The organism is Streptomyces sp. NBC_01304 (assembly GCF_035975855.1).
Taxonomy (GTDB): Bacteria; Actinomycetota; Actinomycetes; order Streptomycetales; family Streptomycetaceae; genus Streptomyces.
Window position 1 is genome coordinate 8,452,646 of sequence record NZ_CP109055.1, and the last position, 17,792, is coordinate 8,470,437.

Genomic DNA, 17,792 nt, shown 5'->3' on the forward strand with positions numbered 1-17,792 from the left:
GCTCCCATGGCACGTACGCAACCCATGCACGCCCTGAAGCAGCTCGCCGCACAGCACAGCGCCGCCCGAAGACTCCGCCTCCCCGCCGCCGAGGTACGCGGCGCCTCCCGTCGTCAACTGCTCGCGCGGGCCGCCGCCCTGGGCCTCGGCGCGACCGTGGCGTCCCCCACGCTCGCCACGGCGGCCCCCGCCCCGGCCCGAAGCGCCGCGGCCGCACCCCGCATCGCGGTCGTGGGCGCCGGCATCGCGGGCCTGACCGCCGCCCTGACCCTGCACGACGCGGGCCTGGGCTGCACGCTCTACGAAGCCAATCCGGACCGGGTCGGCGGCCGCATGTGGTCCCAGCGCGACCACTGGGCGTACGGCCAGACCTCCGAGATCGGCGGCGAGCTGATCGACACCAGCCACAAGAAGATCCTCGAACTCTGTCGCCGCTTCGACCTGCCCACCGAGGACTTCCTCGGCGGCGGCCCGGGCGGCGCCGAGGAAGTCCTCTGGTTCAACGGCGGCTACTACCCGCGCGAGCAGGCCGACGAGGACTTCAACGCCGTCTACCAGTCCCTGCACCGCGACCTGCAGGACTCCGGCGAGGTCTTCTGGAACCAGACGACCCCGACCGGCACCGCCCTGGACAACATGTCGATTTACGAGTGGATCGACTCCCGCGTCCCCGGCGGCCACGCCTCACCGCTCGGCCGCTTCTTCGACGTCGCGTACAACGTCGAGTACGGCGCCGACACCGACCAGCAGTCAGCCCTCGCCCTCGTCCTGCTGATGGGCTACCAGCCCAATCCCGGCAACTTCAACATCTGGGGCCTGTCCAACGAGCGCTACCACATCACCGGCGGCAACGGTCAACTCCCGCACGCCATCGCCGACTTCCTGCCCGACGGCACGATCCGCCAGGGCTTTTCCCTGACAGCGGTCCGCGCGAACACCGACGGCACCCAAACCCTCACCTTCACCGAGGCAGGCGCCACCCGCACGGTCACCGCCGACCACACGATCCTCTGTGTCCCGCTGCCGATCCTGCAGCAGCTCGACCTCACCAAGGCGGGCTTCGATCCCCGCATGACGAACCTGCTGCGCGACGCCCGCATGGGCCACTGCACCAAGCTCAACATGCAGTTCAGCAGCCGCCCTTGGCGCGGCACCGGCGCCTGGCCGGGCGTCTCGGCGGGCGACTGCTTCACCGACACGGACGTCCAGCAGACCTGGGACACCACCAAGATCCAGCCGGGCACGGGCGGCATCCTCATCCAGTACGGCAGCGGCAGCCTGGCCAAGGCCCTGACCCCGGCCACACCCTTCGCCACCGAATCCGACCGCTACGTACGCGACTTGGCGACAAAGCGCCTCAAGGGCATCGATGCCTTCTTCCCCGGCACGTCGGCGAAGTGGACCGGCAGGGCCCAGCTCTCCGCCTGGCACCGCAACCCCTACGCCCTGGGCGCGTACTCGTACTGGCCGGTGAGCTATCTCCACCGCTACGCCGGCTACGAGGGCACGCCGCAGGGCAACGTCCACATCGGCGGCGAGCACTGCAGCTACGACTTCCAGGGCTTCATGGAGGGCGGCGCGACCGAGGGCGAGCGCGCCGCCAGGGAGGTCATCGGCAAGCTGCTGTAAGGGAGTTGAGTCCCGTACGCCGATAAGGCAGTTCAGCCCCCGTACGCCCCCGAAGCAGTCAGCCGCAGTGCCGTGTCGATCAGCGGCACATGGCTGAAGGCCTGCGGGAAGTTCCCGACCTGGCGCTGCAGCCGCGGATCCCACTCCTCGGCGAGCAGCCCCAGGTCGTTCCGCAGCGAGAGCAGCTTCTCGAAGAGTTCGCGCGCCTCGTCGACGCGCCCGATCATCGCCAGGTCGTCCGCGAGCCAGAACGAGCAGGCGAGGAAGGCGCCTTCGTCGCCCTCGAGTCCGTCCACGCCCGCGTTCTCGCCCTCAGTCGGGTAGCGCAGCACGAAGCCGTCCGGCGTGGACAGCTCGCGCTGGATCGCCTCGATGGTGCCGACGACCCGCTTGTCGTCGGGCGGCAGGAAGCCCATCTGCGGGATCAGCAGCAGAGAGGCGTCCAGTTCCTTCGAGCCGTACGACTGGGTGAAGGTGTTGCGCTCCGGGTCGTAGCCCTTCTCGCAGACGTCGCGATGGATGTCGTCGCGCATCTCGCGCCACTTCTCGAGCGGCCCGTCCGCGTCACCGGACTCGATCAGCTTGATGGTCCGGTCGACGGCGACCCACGCCATCACCTTGGAGTGCACGAAGTGCCGGCGCGGCCCGCGTACCTCCCAGATGCCCTCGTCGGGCTGGTCCCAGTGGGTCTCCAGGTGGCGGATCAGCTTCAGCTGCAGCAGCGAGGCGTGGTCGTTGCGGGAAAGCCCCGTCATGTGCGCGAGGTGCAGCGCCTCGGTCACCTCGCCGTACACGTCGAGCTGCAACTGGTGCGCCGCACCGTTGCCGACCCGCACCGGCTGCGAGCCCTCATAGCCCGGCAGCCAGTCCAACTCGCTCTCGCCGAGCTCCCGTTCACCCGCGATCCCGTACATGATCTGCAGGTTCTCCGGGTCGCCCGCGACCGCCCGAAGGAGCCACTCGCGCCAGGCGCGGGCCTCCTCGCGATAGCCGGTGCGCAGCAGCGAGGACAGCGTGATCGCCGCGTCCCGCAGCCAGGTGAAGCGGTAGTCCCAGTTCCGCGAGCCGCCGATGTCCTCGGGCAGCGAGGTGGTCGGGGCGGCGACGATCCCGCCGGTCGGCGCGTACGTCAGCGCCTTCAGCGTGATCAGCGAGCGGACCACGGCCTCCCGGTAGGGGCCGTGATAGGTGCACTGCGCGACCCACTCCCGCCAGAAGTCCTCGGTCGCCTCGAGCGCGCCCTCCGGGTCGTGCAGCGGCGGCGGCTGCTTGTGCGAGGGCTCCCAGCTGATGGTGAAGGCGATGCGGTCGCCGGGTGCGACGGTGAAGTCCGAGTACGTCGTCAGGTTCTTGCCGTACGTCTCCGTGGACGTGTCCAGCCACACGGAGTCGGGCCCGGCCACCGCGACCGTACGACCGTCGACCTTGTGCACCCACGGCACGATCCGGCCGTAACTGAAGCGCATCCGGAGCGCGGAGCGCATCGGCACGCGCCCGCTCACGCCCTCGACGATTCGGACGAGTTGGGGTGCGCCGTCGCGCGGCGGCATGAAATCGGTCACCCGGACCGTGCCGCGCGGGGTGTCCCACTCCGATTCGAGGACCAGCGAGTCACCGCGATAGGTCCTGCGGTTCGCGTGCGGCGGCCCCGCCTCGGAGCCGTGCGCGGGGCCCAGCCGCCAGAAGCCGTGTTCCTCGGTGCCGAGCAGGCCCGCGAAAACGGCGTGCGAGTCGAAGCGGGGGAGGCACAGCCAGTCGACCGTGCCGTCCCTGCAGACCAAGGCGGCGGTCTGCATGTCGCCGATGAGTGCGTAGTCCTCGATGCGCCCGGCCACGTGCATCTCCAGTCGAACGGCCACGTCCGCCCCGCGGGGCGCTTGCGTTGCGAGTCACAGGGTCGCGTGACGAGCTCAAGAACCGGTCGAGGGCGGGATGGTGCCTGGTCCGGACTGACTCGGCAGCGAATGGGTCCGAGCAGGATACGACGCACCCTAGTGATCCGTGCGAGGGTCGCGGGAACGCCGCTGAGCCGAACGGGTGAGCATCCGGTGGTGCGCGCGCAGAGCGTGCACGGAGTGCCACGCAGGGTGGGGGAGAGGTCGGCACGGGGTGCCGGGCCAGCGTGCCCGGAAGCAGGGCCGCCGCGTCGCTGATACCCTGGTGGCCCGTGGACCGGTGGAGAAAAACCCCGGAACGCAGCGACGGCTCAACCCCTGATTCTCTCCGGGGAGCCGGTACGCACCACCACCTCGCGACCACGGGAGCCCCCTCTTGGCCATGCCGTCCAAAGCCACGACGACCAAGCACATCTTCGTCACCGGGGGAGTCGCCTCTTCCCTCGGCAAGGGCCTGACGGCCTCCAGCCTGGGTGCGCTCCTCAAGGCACGGGGCCTTCGGGTCACGATGCAGAAGCTCGACCCTTATCTGAACGTCGACCCGGGCACGATGAACCCGTTCCAGCACGGTGAGGTGTTCGTCACCAACGACGGCGCCGAGACCGACCTGGACATCGGCCACTACGAGCGTTTCCTCGACGTCGACCTCGACGGCTCGGCCAACGTCACCACCGGCCAGGTCTACTCGCAGGTCATCGCCAAGGAGCGACGCGGCGAGTACCTCGGTGACACCGTGCAGGTCATCCCGCACATCACCAACGAGATCAAGCACCGCATCCGCCGCATGGCCACCGACGACGTCGACGTCGTCATCACGGAGGTCGGCGGCACGGTCGGCGACATCGAGTCGCTGCCGTTCCTGGAGACGGTCCGCCAGGTCCGTCACGAGGTCGGTCGCGACAATGTGTTCGTCGTCCACATCTCGCTCCTCCCGTACATCGGCCCCTCCGGGGAGCTGAAGACGAAGCCGACCCAGCACTCGGTTGCGGCCCTGCGGAACATCGGTATCCAGCCGGACGCCATCGTGCTGCGCGCCGACCGCGAGGTGCCGGCGTCCATCAAGGCCAAGATCTCGCTGATGTGCGACGTGGACGAGGCCGCCGTGGTCGCGGCCATCGACGCCAAGTCGATCTACGACATCCCGAAGGTGCTGCACACCGAGGGCCTGGACGCGTACGTCGTCCGCAAGCTGGACCTCCCGTTCCGCGATGTGAACTGGACCCAGTGGGACGACCTGCTCGACCGCGTGCACAACCCGCAGCACGAGGTCACCGTCGCGCTGGTCGGCAAGTACATCGACCTGCCCGACGCCTACCTCTCGATCACCGAGGCCATGCGCGCCGGCGGCTTCGCCAACAAGGCCCGCGTCAAGGTCAAGTGGGTCACCTCGGACGACTGCAAGACCCCGGCCGGCGCCAAGAAGCAGCTCGGCGACGTGGACGCGATCCTCGTGCCCGGCGGCTTCGGCGACCGCGGTGTGAACGGCAAGATCGGCGCGATCCAGTACGCCCGCGAGAACAAGGTGCCGCTGCTCGGCATCTGCCTGGGCCTGCAGTGCATCGTGATCGAGGCGGCCCGCAACCTCGCGGACATCCCGGACGCCAACTCCACCGAGTTCGACGCCGCGACCGCCCACCCGGTCATCTCCACGATGGCCGAGCAGCTCGACATCGTGGCCGGCGACGGCGACATGGGCGGCACCATGCGACTCGGCATGTACCCGGCCAAGCTCACCGAGGGCTCCATCGTGCGCGAGGTGTACGAGGGCAAGGAGTACGTCGAGGAGCGTCACCGCCACCGCTACGAGGTCAACAACTCCTACCGCGCGGACCTCGAGAAGAAGGCCGGCATCGTCTTCTCCGGTACGTCCCCGGACAACAAGCTCGTCGAGTACGTCGAGTACCCGCGCGAGATCCACCCCTACCTGGTCGCCACCCAGGCCCACCCGGAGCTGCGCTCCCGCCCGACCCGGCCGCACCCGCTCTTCGCGGGCCTGGTCAAGGCGGCTGTGGAGCGCCAGCAGGCGGGCAAGAAGGCAGCCAAGAAGGGCTAGTCGGGGGTCAGTCGGACCCAGGCGATACGGTTGCCGGGGTACGGGCCTTTTGGGGCGCGTACCCCGGTTTCTGCTTTCTGTGGGCCGCTTTGTGTGGCTGCGTACGTGGGAGGACGTTCCGTCATGACGATCAAGGACACCGCCGAGGAGTGGCAGATCACGGCCACCGCGACCCCGTTCGTCGGCAACAAGACCAGCGTCCGCACCGACGACGTCGTCATGCCCGGCGGCACCGTCGCCCGCCGTGACTACCAGGTCCACCCCGGCTCGGTGGCCGTCCTGGCGCTCGACGACCTCGGCCGTGTCCTGGTGATCCGCCAGTACCGGCACCCCGTGCGGCACAAGCTCTGGGAGATCCCGGCCGGACTTCTGGACGTCCCCGGCGAGAACCCGCTGCACGCCGCCCAGCGCGAGCTCTACGAGGAGGCGCACGTCAAGGCCGAGGACTGGCGGGTCCTGACCGATGTGTTCACGACCCCCGGCGGCTGTGACGAGGCGATCCGCATCTTCCTGGCCCGCGATCTCTCGGAGGCCGAGGGCGAGCGCTTCGAGGTCTCCGAGGAGGAGGCCGACATGGAGCTCAAGCGCGTCCCTCTCGAAGATCTCGTACGTGGTGTCCTGGCGGGCGAGCTGCACAACAACTGCCTGGTCGTGGGCGTCCTGTCGCTGGTCGCCGCGCAGCACGGCGACGGACTCGACGCGCTGCGCCCGGCCGAGGCGCCGTGGCCCGCGCGGCCTTTCGAGGTCTAGGAAGCAATTCGGACCTTCCGGTGTGACCATCTGCTGATCCGATCGGGGGATTTGTCCGCCGCGCTCCCCCCGTTTCGTCGCAGAGCGTGAACTACGCTCGAATCTGTCTTCATACCTCCCGGCCGCAGCCGCGGCGGGGCATGTGCGCAGGTGGACGGGAGCGTGGCCCGTGACGGATCAGGCGGTGGACACCCAGGCGCCCGCGCCCGGGCCGCAAGGCTCGGCGCAGGGCGGTGTCGTACGCCAGTCGGGCCCCGAATTCGTCGGCAGGCAGCGGGAGTTGAAGGAGCTGCGCGCCGACATCAAGCGCACCGGCCTCGACACCCTCACCGGCCGCAAGGAGCCCCGCGCGCGCGTGCTGCTCATCGCGGGGCGCCCCGGCTCGGGGCGGACCGCGCTCGCCGAAGAGCTCGCCGGGCTCCTCGCCGGCTCCGGCGACTATCCCGACGGAGTGCTCCGGGCCCGCCTCACCGAGCCGGACGGCACCCCGGTGCCCACCGAGCGCACCGCACGGGAGCTGCTTGCCGGGCTCGACCATCCGGTGCCGCCCGGGGCCGGCGAGGACGAGCTGACCGAGGCACTGCGTAAGACGCTTTCGGTACGGCGGGTGCTCCTGCTGCTCGACGGCGCGGCGGACGCCGAGCAGGTCGAGCCGCTGCTGCCGGACGCCCCCGAGTGCCTGGTCGTCGCCACCGCCGAGGGGCCGCTGACCGGGATCTCCGACGTGCGGCCGTGCACGCTGGGCGGCCTCGACACGAAATCCGCGCTCGAGCTGCTGAGCGGCTACACCGGGTCCGTACGCATCACCGTCGACCCGCGGGCCGCCGAGAGCCTCGCCGAGCAGTGCGCGCACCAGCCCGCGGCCCTCGTGCTCGCGGGGGGCTGGCTGGCGCAGCGGCCCAAGGCGTCCGTCGCCGAACTGGCCAAACAGCTGCACAAACTGCCGGACGACGACACCGGAGTCGGCAAGGGATCCCTGAGCCGGGTCTTCCGTTTCGTCTACGACTCCCTGCCGAGCCCCGCTGCCCGGATACTGCGACTGCTCTGCCTCGCGCCCGCCGGGATCGCCGACCCGCACACCGCGTCGGCGCTGGCCGGCTGCTCGGTGTCCGCCGCCCGCACCACGCTCGACGACTTCGCGGCGATCGGGCTGCTGCACCCGCTTGACTCGCCGGCCCCGCAGGAGCCGCAGTACGAGGTCCCGGGCTGTCTGCAGCCCCTGCTGAAGGCCCTCACCGAGGCGCAGGACCGCCCGGGGGAGGTGCAGCTGGCGCGGGCCAGGATGCTGGAGCGGACGGTGCGGCTGCTGCAGTCCTGCCGTGCCGTCACCGAACCCGACGGATCGCCCGCCCGCAAGAAGCTCGCCGGGCTGCCCCGCGCCCTGCGCTTCCCGACCGCCCGGGCCGCCGCTCAATGGCTCGACCTGCGGGAGCCCGCGCTGCTCGCCTCGGCCCGGCTCGCGGTCGCCGACGGTGAACTGGACACCCTGGCAAGGCGGTTGATGGCCGCGCTGACCCGCGCACTGGTCGCCCACCGGGGCACCGAGGCGGCCGCGCCCGAGCTGTACGGCATCCACCAGCTGGTCCTCGACGTTGCCGAGCGGCGCGAGCTGCCCCGCGAGAAGGCCGCGGCGCTGCTGAACCTCGCGGACCTGGACGCGGAGACCGGACGTACGCAGGAAGCGCTCGCCCGCTACCGCGCCGCGCTCGATGCCGCGCGGGTGGCGAACGACCCCTATGCGACCGGCCGCGCCATGGAATCCGTAGGCGGCGCCTACCAGGAGCTGGGGGACTGGCAGCGGGCCGCGGACTGGTTCGGGCGGGCCTTGAGCGCGCGTCTAGCGCGCGGCGACAAGCTGGTCGTGGCTCGCCTGTACGGCCGGATCGGCACCGCGCACACCTATGCGGGCCGGTACGGCGAGGCGCTGCGCAACTGGAGCTCCGCCTGCGCCGGCTATCGCAAGGGCGGTGACGTCCCGGCATTCGCGCGTGCGCTGAGCGAGCTGGCCCGGGTCCAGGAGTACGCGGGCCGGCCCGAGGAGTGCCTGCGGACCTGCCGGGAGGCCGTGGACTGGGCGCGCCAGGCGAAGGACGTCCGGCTGCAGGCCGCGCTCGAGCTGCGGCTCGCGGACACCCTGGACCGGCTCGGCGACTCGGCCGCCGCCGGGCTGCACCGGGCCGCGGCCGAGCGCATCCTGGGACCAGAGCTTCACGGAACGGGAGCGGAACCCCGTGGCGACGCTGCCTACGAAATCCGCAGTGCATCTGAAGAAGATTGATGCATTGAAAGGCTAGACAGCTGAATATCCTTCATTAGACTGGCTCCGCCGCGTACTTCCGTGGTGTCTCCCGTTGCGCGGTTGTGCGTACCGGTATCTCTGCTGTTGCCCGAAACATCCCTGAGCCAAGGACCGTGATCGACGATGAAGGTCGGCATCCCCCGCGAGGTCAAGAACAACGAGTTCCGGGTGGCGATCACCCCCGCCGGCGTGCATGAGCTCGCCCGCCAGGGCCACCAGGTCTTCATCGAGCACGACGCCGGTGTCGGCTCCTCCATCACCAACGAGGAGTACGTGGCCGCGGGTGCGCAGATCCTGGCCACGGCCGACGAGGTCTGGGCCACCGCCGACCTGCTCCTGAAGGTCAAGGAGCCGATCGCGGAGGAGTACCACCGCCTGCGCAAGGACCAGACGCTCTTCACGTACCTGCACCTCGCGGCCTCCCGCGAGTGCACGGACGCGCTCCTGGAGTCCGGCACCACCGCCATCGCGTACGAGACCGTCGAGACCGCGAACCGAGCGCTGCCGCTGCTCGCCCCGATGTCCGAGGTCGCGGGCCGCATCGCCCCGCAGGTCGGCGCCTACCACCTGATGCGCTCGGCCGGTGGCCGCGGCGTGCTGCCCGGCGGTGTGCCCGGCACCCAGCCCGCGAAGGCGGTCGTCATCGGCGGCGGCGTCTCCGGCTGGAACGCCACGCAGATCGCCGTCGGCATGGGCTTCCACGTCACGCTGCTCGACCGCGACATCAACAAGCTCCGCGAGGCCGACAAGGTCTTCGGCACCAAGGTCCGGGCGATCATGTCCAACGCCTTCGAGCTCGAGAAGGCGGTCCTGGACGCCGACCTCGTCATCGGTGCCGTCCTCATCCCGGGTGCGAAGGCGCCGAAGCTCGTCACCAACGAGCTCGTCTCCCGGATGAAGCCCGGAAGTGTACTTGTCGACATTGCGATTGATCAGGGCGGCTGCTTCGAGGACTCGCGTCCGACCACGCACGCCGAGCCGACCTTCAAGGTCCACAACTCGGTCTTCTACTGCGTCGCCAACATGCCGGGCGCGGTGCCGAACACCTCGACCCACGCGCTGACCAACGCGACGCTGCCGTACATCGTCGAGCTCGCCAACCGCGGCTGGGTCGAGGCGCTGCGCCGCGACCCCGCGCTCGCGCTCGGCCTCAACACCCATGATGGCCAGGTGGTTTACGGCCCCGTCGCCGAGGCGCACGGCCTGGAGACGCTCGAACTGAGCACGCTGCTCGGCTGATCCAAGGCGGCTTTGTCAACAAGTCGCGTCAACCTCGCGCACACGGCCGGACCTTGCTCAGCGAGGCCCGGCCGTGTGTGTATCGGGTCACTTTGTCGGGCTCGGTCAACTAGCCTCGAACGTAACTCTTTAACCGTTTCGTACACCCGTGAAACAACCCGTGAGACCCCTGCGCACCCTTGACAGAGGGGTGTTCAGTTGCCGACACATCGGGCCGGGTCCGGCGGATTGTGTTGCTGCGGACCGGTGACACGCCATAGAGTCGCCAATCGTCGGCATGGTGCCACGCTGACCTGTCTAGAAGTTCCCTGGTCACCAAGGAGGTAAGACGACTTGTGAATGAGTCGACATTTACTCCCGGGGGTGGTCAACCAGGAATGCCTGCGCAAAGCCCAGGCCCCGCGGGCCTTGAGGCCGTCGGCTCCGTCGCTGTCCGCACCTTCGCCGACCGCCAGAACAACACGCAGCGCTTTCAGCGTCCGCAGGTAACGCTGTCAGCCCACCAGAGCATGGATGGCCATCAAGTGAACGCCATGGCCGGCGACCGGAGTGGCGAGAACCCCACCCAACTCGCTGACTACGACGAAGTTCTGCCCGAGGGGCACTTCTACGACCCCGACGCCGAGTACGAGCCCGACCCCGAGTACGCGGCCACGCTGGCCCCGGACGCTGCCCGTCAGCGCCGGGAGCGCATCGGCCCGACCGGGCGCCCGCTGCCGTACTTCCCGATCCCGGGCCCGCTGACCGATCACGGCCCCGCGAAGATCATCGCGATGTGCAACCAGAAGGGCGGCGTCGGCAAGACGACGTCGACCATCAACCTGGGCGCCGCGCTCGCGGAGTACGGACGCCGGGTCCTGCTCGTCGACTTCGACCCGCAGGGAGCCCTGTCGGTCGGCCTCGGCGTGAACCCGATGGAGCTCGACCTCACCGTCTACAACCTGCTCATGGAGCGGGGCATGGCGGCCGACGAGGTGCTCCTGAAGACCGCCGTGCCCAACATGGACCTGCTGCCGAGCAATATCGATCTCTCGGCCGCGGAAGTGCAGTTGGTCAGCGAGGTCGCCCGCGAGTCCACGCTGCAGCGCGCGCTCAAGCCGCTGATGGCGGACTACGACTACATCGTGATCGACTGTCAGCCCTCGCTCGGTCTGCTGACCGTGAACGCGCTGACCGCCGCGCACAAGGTGATCGTGCCGCTCGAGTGCGAGTTCTTCGCGCTGCGCGGTGTGGCGCTGCTCACGGAGACCATCGAGAAGGTGCAGGAACGTCTCAACCCCGACCTGGAGTTGGACGGCATCCTCGCCACGATGTACGACTCGCGCACCGTGCACAGCCGGGAGGTCCTGGCCCGTGTGGTCGAGGCCTTCGACGATCACGTCTACCACACGGTGATCGGCCGGACCGTGCGCTTCCCGGAGACCACGGTCGCCGGTGAGCCGATCACGACGTACGCCTCCAACTCCGTTGGCGCCGCCGCCTATCGTCAGCTCGCCAGGGAGGTGCTCGCCCGGTGTCACGCCGAGTGAGTCTGCCGGGGGCCGACGAACTGTTCCGTACCACCGGGGGAATGGCGCTCCAGTCGTCCTCACCCAGGCGGCAGGCCAACGGTGAGGCACGCGTGCCGGCTCCGGCCGGCGAGAGCGATGCCGTGGCCGCTTCGGAGGGTGCCTCAGGGGCCTCCGAGGACGGTGACAGCGCCGAACACGCCCCCGCCGAGGCGGAGTCGGGCGGGCATCGCACTCGGGGTGCGGAGGGCGGCAAGGCGGGCGCCGGTGCCGCCGTTTCCGCTCGTGAGCAGGTGCAGGAAGGTTCGGCCAACGCGGCCGCGGCGGCCGGGCAGCGCAATGCGCCCGCGTCGTCGTCGCGGCGGCGTGGGCGGGGATCCGGGCGCCGGCCCAGCGGGCGTGAGCGGCACGACGAGAAGATCACGGTCTATGTGTCGGCCGAGGAGCTGATGGACCTCGAGCACGCGCGGCTCGTGCTGCGCGGTGAGCACGGTCTCGCGGTCGACCGCGGGCGGATCGTGCGGGAGGCTGTCGCCGTCGTTCTCGCGGATCTCGAGTCGCGGGGTGACGCGAGCATTCTCGTACGGCGGTTGCGGGGGCGCTGACCGCGCCTTGACGTGGTGGGGGCGGTAGCCTGCCCGTTCGTACGCGCTTGTACGTTTCCCTGCTTCCTGGACCGCGATGCCGACGCACGAATCACCCGACGCCTCCCAGCCGCGGCGCCGCAGTCTGGGCCGTGGGCCCGGGGCGGGGTCGTCGGTGGTGCGGGACGAGGGTTCTTTTTCCCCAGCCCCGCCCCTTCCCGAAACTGGGGGCGAGCCCCCAGACCCCCGGCAGGGTGAGGTCGGGGAGCAGGGTGGGCGGGACAGCGAGGCCGGGGTCGATCCGGCTCAGGTGCCGGAGCCGCGTGAGGCGGCGGCGGAGTCCGCCGCGCCGGCCGAGCGCGCCGAGACCGAAGCCGACGGGCTTCCGGCGGCCGTCGTACCGGTCGAGGCTCCCGTGGCCAGCGGGCCGGCCGAGAGCGGCGCTCCGGCGAAGTCCGGCGACCGGGCGGCCGACGTTGTGCCTGCGGAGTCAGACGTGGCGCGGGTGCCTGCCGATCCTGGCGTGGTCCTGGTGCCCGCAGAGCCTGGCGAGGGCCAGGCGCCTGCAGAATCCGGCGACGCCCCCACCCCTGCAGAGCCTGGCGAGGATGAGGCGCCCGCGGAGTTCGGGGAGGTCCAGGCGCCGGTCGAGTCCGGCCAGGGCCACGTGTCCGCGGAACCTGGCGCGGGCCACGTGTCCGCAGAGTCCGGCGTGGCCCAGGCGCCCGCGGAACCTGGCGAGGATCGGGTGGTCGTCGAAGGTGAGGGTCAAGCGGTCGGTGAAGTTGGCGACGGGCGGTTCAAGGTTCGGCTCGCCAACTTCGAAGGGCCCTTTGACCTGCTGCTTCAGCTGATCTCCAAGCACAAGATGGACGTCACCGAAGTGGCCTTGTCCATCGTCACCAACGAGTTCATGGGGCACATCCGGGCCATGGGGCCCGACTGGGATCTGGATCAGACCACGGAGTTCCTCGTGGTCGCCGCGACGTTGCTCGATCTGAAGGCCGCCCGGCTGCTGCCCTCCGCCGAGGTGGAGGACGAGGCCGATCTGGCCTTGCTGGAGGCGCGGGACCTGCTGTTCGCGCGGCTGCTGCAGTATCGGGCGTACAAACAGATCGCCGACATCTTCAACCGGCGGCTCGACGAGGAGGCGCGGCGGTATCCGCGGACCGTGGGGCTCGAGCCGCACCATGCCGAGCTGCTGCCCGAGGTCGTCATCAGCATCGGGGCCGAGGGATTCGCCAAGCTGGCAGTCAAGGCCATGCAGCCCAAGCCCAAGCCGCAGGTGTACGTCGATCACATCCATGCCCCGCTGGTGTCCGTGCGGGAGCAGGGTGAGGTCGTCATCGGGCGGTTGCGGGAGCTGGGGGAGGCGAGCTTCCAGGTGCTTGTCGAGGACGCCGGGGACACGCTCACCGTCGTCGCCCGGTTCCTCGCCCTGCTCGAGCTGTACCGAGAGAAGGCGGTCGCGCTGGACCAGGACGAGGCCCTGGGCGAGCTGACGGTGCGCTGGACCGGTGGGGAGGGCGCCGAGCCGCTGGTCACCGATGAGTTCGACCGGCCGCCGGACGCGCCTGAGGACAAGGGCAAGGGCGACGACGTACAGGACGTAGAGGTAGTGGAGGAGTCGGTGTGAGTGGTGAGGACATGCTCGAGGCGGCCCCGGCCGGACTGCTCGCCGTCGCCGAGCTGGAGCTGAAGCCCGCCCTGGAGGCGGTCCTCATGGTCGTCGACGAGCCGGCCACCGAGGAGCACCTCGCCAAGGTGCTCGACCGGCCCAGGCGGCAGGTCGCCGACGCGCTGCGGGAGCTGGCCGACGAGTACACCGTGCAAGGGCGGGGCTTCGAGCTGCGTCTGGTCGCGGGCGGGTGGCGGTTCTACAGCCGTCCCGAGTACGCCGCCGCCGTCGAGCGCTTCGTCCTGGACGGGCAGCAGGCCCGGCTCACCCAGGCGGCCCTGGAGACCCTCGCGGTCGTCGCGTACCGGCAGCCGGTCAGCCGGTCGAGGGTTTCCGCGGTGCGCGGGGTGAACTGTGACGGGGTCATGCGGACCCTGCTGCAGCGGGGTCTGGTCGAGGAGGCGGGCGCGGAACCCGAAACAGGTGCGATCCTGTACAGGACGACGAACTACTTTCTGGAGCGGATGGGCCTGCGCGGCCTGGACGAGCTCCCGGAGCTCGCACCGTTCCTGCCCGAGGCGGAAGCGATCGAGTCCGAGACCCAGGAAGGGGTGCCGTCGTTCGATCCGGACGCTCCGGATCTAGACGACGCAGACGACAAGACGGAAATTTGATGCGAAGCAGCAACGGCAGGAACAGCAGCGGAAACAACGGCGGGAGCCGTGGTGGCAACAGCGGCGGCCGTGGCAGCAGCGGTGGCCGCCCCTCCGGAGGTGGCCGCCCCAGTAGCGGTGGCCGACCCTCCAGCGGTGGTGGGCGCCCCAGCAGTGGTGGTGGCCGCCCCAGCAGTGGTGGCCGAGGCGATTACCGGGGTGCCGGTAACAGCCGCGACGACAGGCAGGGCCAGGGTCGGGGCGGCAGTGACAGCCGCGACGACAGGCCGAGCAGGCCCAGCAAGCCGCGTCCCGAGGAGCGGCGCTACGACGTAGGCCCGGGCAGCACGCACGAGGGTCCGAAGTCGGGGCGTGGCGCGTCGGCGCGCGGTGGCGCCAAGGGCGGTCCCAAGCAGGGACAGCAGCAGCGCGGCCGTAACCGCACCGAGCCGGCCCGCTCGCGCGAGTACGAGACGCGTACCGAGGAGCGCAACCGCGACCGGTACGCGGGCAAGCCGCAGATCAAGACGCCCAAGACCTTCCCCGGCGCCGAGCAGGAGGGCGAGCGTCTGCAGAAGATCCTCGCCCGCGCCGGCTACGGCTCGCGGCGGGCCTGCGAGGAGCTGGTCGACCAGTCGCGCGTCGAGGTCAACGGCGAGATCGTGATCGAGCAGGGGCTGCGGGTCGACCCCGAGAAGGACCAGATCAAGGTCGACGGGCTGACCGTCGCCACGCAGTCGTACCAGTTCTTCGTGCTCAACAAGCCGGCCGGCGTCGTCTCCACCATGGAGGACAACGAGGGCCGGCAGTGCCTCGGCGACTACGTGACGAACCGCGAGACGCGGCTCTTCCACGTCGGGCGGCTCGACACCGAGACCGAGGGCGTCATCCTGCTCACCAACCACGGTGAGCTGGCGCACCGCCTCACGCACCCCAAGTACGGCGTGAAGAAGGTCTATCTGGCCGCGATCGTCGGCCCGATCCCGCGCGACCTGGGCAAGCAGCTCAAGAACGGCATCCAGCTCGAGGACGGGTACGCCAAGGCCGACCACTTCCGGGTCGTCGAGAACACCGGCAAGAACTACCTGGTCGAGGTGACCCTGCACGAGGGCCGCAAGCACATCGTGCGCCGCATGCTCGCCGAGGCCGGGTTCCCGGTCGAGAAGCTGGTGCGGACCTCGTTCGGGCCGATCACGCTCGGCGACCAGAAGTCGGGTTGGCTGCGCAGGCTGTCCAACACGGAGGTCGGCATGCTGATGAACGAAGTCGATCTGTAGGTCGTAGCGCACTGTAGGTCGTAGCGCACGCCGAACATCAGGCGGTCGCCCTCGCGGGAAGCGAGGGTGGCCGCCTTTTCGTGTGTCGTGGCCGTCTTTTCGTGTTCAAGGGGTTGTGCGCGGCCGCAGTCCGTCTTTATAGTCGAGGTGACCAATAGTCATTGTGACCATTAAGAGGTGAGCGTGATGGAGGGCTACGACAAGTACGCGTTCGAGCCGTTCGCCGTCACGGTCGACCTTGCCGTCTTCACGCTCCGCGCGGGCATGCTGCACGTCCTGCTCGTCGAGCGCGGCCAGGAGCCGTACGCGGGGCGCTGGGCGCTGCCCGGCGGGTTCGTACTGCCCCACGAGTCCGCGGAGACGGCGGCCGGGCGTGAACTCGCCGAGGAGACCGGCCTGTCGGACGTCGAGAAGCTGCACCTGGAGCAGCTGCGGACCTACAGCGGCCCGGAGCGGGACCCGAGGATGCGTGTCGTCTCGGTCGCCTTCACGGCGCTGGTGCCCGACGCCCCCGAGGCGCGCGGCGGTGGTGACGCCGCGCATGCCGCGTGGCTGCCGTACGCCTCGTACGGGCCGCTCGCCTTCGACCACGACCAGATCCTCGAGGACGCGCACGAACGGATCGGCGCCAAGCTCGAATACAGCGATCTGGCCACCCACTTCTGCCCGCCCGAGTTCACGCTCGGCGAGCTGCGGCAGGTGTACGAGACGGTGTGGGGCACCGCGCTCGACCCGGCCAACTTCCGCCGCAAGGTGCTCGCCACGCCCGGCTTCGTGGAGCCGCTGGCCGGGGCCGCGCGGCTGACCGGCGGACGCGGCAAGCCCGCGGCGCTGTACCGCGCGGGGGCCAACGCCGCGCTGCATCCACCCCTGCTGCGTCCGTCAGTCCCGGAAGGAGACCTCTCATGAAGCGAGTGGCAACCATGAAGCGTGCGGCGACCGGATCACTCATCGGGCTCGCCCTGGGGGACGCGCTCGGGTTCCCGACCGAGTTCAACGACATCCCCTCGATCCTCGCCAAGTGCGGTCCCTGGCGGGACATGGAGCTGCCCAGGCCCGCGATCGTCACGGACGACACCCAGATGACGCTCGCGCTCGGGCGCGGCCTGCGGGACGCCATGGGACGGGGGCTGCTCGGGCCGAAGCGGATGGAGCACTCGGTGCGGCCCGAGTTCGTGGAGTGGTACCACTCGCCGGAGAACAACCGCGCCCCGGGCCGCACTTGTCTGGTGGCCTGCCGGCGGCTCGACAGCAGCAGGCCCTGGCAGGAGGCCAGCCAGATCGACTCCAAGGGCTGCGGCGCCAATATGCGGGTCGCGCCCATCGGGATGGTGCCCGGGTTGAGCGAGGGCCAGCGGGCCGGGGCCGCGCAGCTGCAGTCGGCGCTCACGCACGGACATCCCACGGCCCTCGCGGCGAGCGATCTGACGGCGCGGGCGGTGTTCCTGCTCATGCACGGCGCGGAGCCGCACGAGCTGATCGGGCTGCTGCGGTCGTACGCGCTCGAGAACCGCACGCGCTACCACGCGACCTGGCTCGGCGATCTGTGGACGCGCTCCCAGGACCCGACGCCGGAGCACTTCATCGCGCGCGGCTGGGACGAGTGCCTGGTGATGCTCAACCTGTTGGAGGCGGCGGTGCAGGCCGGGGACGAGGAGGCCGACCCTTGCCTGGCGACGGGGGAGGGCTGGGTGGCCGAAGAGGCCTTCGCGACCGGCCTGTTGTGCTTCCTGCTCTTCCCGGAAGAGCCGGTGACGGCCCTGCGCCGGGCGGCCTGCACTTCGGGCGACTCGGACTCGATCGCCTGCCTGGCGGGGGCGTTCGCCGGGGCCTACCTGGGATCGGACGTGTGGCCCTCGGGGTGGGCCGAGCGGATCGAGTACCGGTCGGAACTGCTGACGCTCGGGGCGCTCTGGGACGCGTGAGGCGCACAGCGCCGCACGGCGGGTGAGGGCCGCGGCGCTCTGGGACGCGTGAGGTCTGCGGCGTTGCGGGGCGCGTGGGCCCCGGGGCGTTGCGGGACCTTGAGGCTTGCGCGGGTGGGGGCCCGCGCAGGGTGGGGGATCGGGTCGGGGGACCCGGGCGGGGGAAGGGCGGGCGGCGTGCGGTGCGGGGGACCGTGCGTCGCCCGTGGCGGGGAGCCTGCGGGGCCGCACGCTTCGGCGGCGGGAATCCGGGCGGCGGTCGGCGCGCTCGTCTGCGGGAATCGGGGCGACGTGCCGTGCGCTCGTCTGCGGGAATCCGGCGGCGTGCCCGCAAGGTGGTGGAGTGGCTGGGGCTGGGGCTG

General features: G+C 70.4%; 13 protein-coding genes. 12 read left to right on the forward strand and 1 reads right to left on the reverse strand.

Annotation, left to right across the window (positions count from 1 at the left end):
• Positions 1–6: 6 nt before the first annotated feature.
• Entirely contained in the window at positions 7–1,629 is a 1,623-nt protein-coding gene (locus tag OG430_RS37635) for a flavin monoamine oxidase family protein (protein ID WP_327357135.1), read from the forward strand.
• Between the two features lie 32 nt (positions 1,630–1,661).
• Here the strand turns inward: OG430_RS37635 and OG430_RS37640 are convergent, their stop codons facing one another.
• Complete coding sequence (locus OG430_RS37640) at positions 1,662–3,464, reverse strand: glycoside hydrolase family 15 protein (protein WP_327359402.1); 1,803 nt, start codon at positions 3,462–3,464, stop codon at positions 1,662–1,664.
• Between the two features lie 442 nt (positions 3,465–3,906).
• On the opposite strand from OG430_RS37640, the gene OG430_RS37645 reads away from it, so the two are divergent.
• The 11 genes from OG430_RS37645 (at position 3,907) to OG430_RS37695 (ending at position 17,430) form a co-directional block, all read left to right on the forward strand.
• Positions 3,907–5,577, forward strand: coding sequence for a CTP synthase (locus tag OG430_RS37645; protein ID WP_327357136.1), 1,671 nt, complete (start codon positions 3,907–3,909; stop codon positions 5,575–5,577).
• A gap of 123 nt (positions 5,578–5,700) precedes the next feature.
• A complete protein-coding gene (locus tag OG430_RS37650; RefSeq protein WP_327357137.1) occupies positions 5,701–6,327 on the forward strand; it encodes an NUDIX hydrolase in 627 nt (208 codons plus the stop codon).
• Positions 6,328–6,496: 169 nt separating this feature from the next.
• The gene (locus tag OG430_RS37655; RefSeq protein ID WP_442816626.1) at positions 6,497–8,605 is read left to right on the forward strand and encodes a tetratricopeptide repeat protein; all 2,109 of its coding nucleotides are present in this window, start codon (positions 6,497–6,499) and stop codon (positions 8,603–8,605) included.
• A gap of 144 nt (positions 8,606–8,749) precedes the next feature.
• Complete coding sequence (ald, locus tag OG430_RS37660; protein WP_327357138.1) at positions 8,750–9,865, forward strand: alanine dehydrogenase; 1,116 nt, start codon at positions 8,750–8,752, stop codon at positions 9,863–9,865.
• Between the two features lie 509 nt (positions 9,866–10,374).
• Entirely contained in the window at positions 10,375–11,394 is a 1,020-nt protein-coding gene (locus OG430_RS37665) for a ParA family protein (protein ID WP_442816627.1), read from the forward strand.
• On the forward strand, positions 11,379–11,978 hold the full coding sequence (locus OG430_RS37670; protein ID WP_327357140.1) for a hypothetical protein: 600 nt from the start codon (positions 11,379–11,381) through the stop codon (positions 11,976–11,978). The genes OG430_RS37665 and OG430_RS37670 overlap by 16 nt, the downstream gene beginning before the upstream one ends.
• 289 nt (positions 11,979–12,267) lie before the next feature.
• Positions 12,268–13,593 (forward strand): segregation/condensation protein A, encoded by a 1,326-nt coding sequence (locus OG430_RS37675; RefSeq protein WP_442816628.1) that lies wholly within the window; start codon positions 12,268–12,270, stop codon positions 13,591–13,593.
• 11 nt (positions 13,594–13,604) lie between these two features.
• The gene (gene scpB / locus OG430_RS37680; protein ID WP_327359405.1) at positions 13,605–14,249 is read left to right on the forward strand and encodes an SMC-Scp complex subunit ScpB; all 645 of its coding nucleotides are present in this window, start codon (positions 13,605–13,607) and stop codon (positions 14,247–14,249) included.
• A complete protein-coding gene (locus OG430_RS37685) occupies positions 14,249–15,505 on the forward strand; it encodes a pseudouridine synthase (protein ID WP_327357141.1) in 1,257 nt (418 codons plus the stop codon). The genes scpB and OG430_RS37685 overlap by 1 nt, the downstream gene beginning before the upstream one ends.
• Before the next feature lie 186 nt (positions 15,506–15,691).
• Positions 15,692–16,414: an NUDIX hydrolase gene (locus OG430_RS37690; RefSeq protein ID WP_327359406.1), complete on the forward strand. Its 723-nt coding sequence runs from the start codon at positions 15,692–15,694 to the stop codon at positions 16,412–16,414.
• Positions 16,411–17,430, forward strand: coding sequence for an ADP-ribosylglycohydrolase family protein (locus tag OG430_RS37695; protein WP_327357142.1), 1,020 nt, complete (start codon positions 16,411–16,413; stop codon positions 17,428–17,430). The genes OG430_RS37690 and OG430_RS37695 overlap by 4 nt, the downstream gene beginning before the upstream one ends.
• The last annotated feature ends 362 nt before the right edge of the window (positions 17,431–17,792 follow it).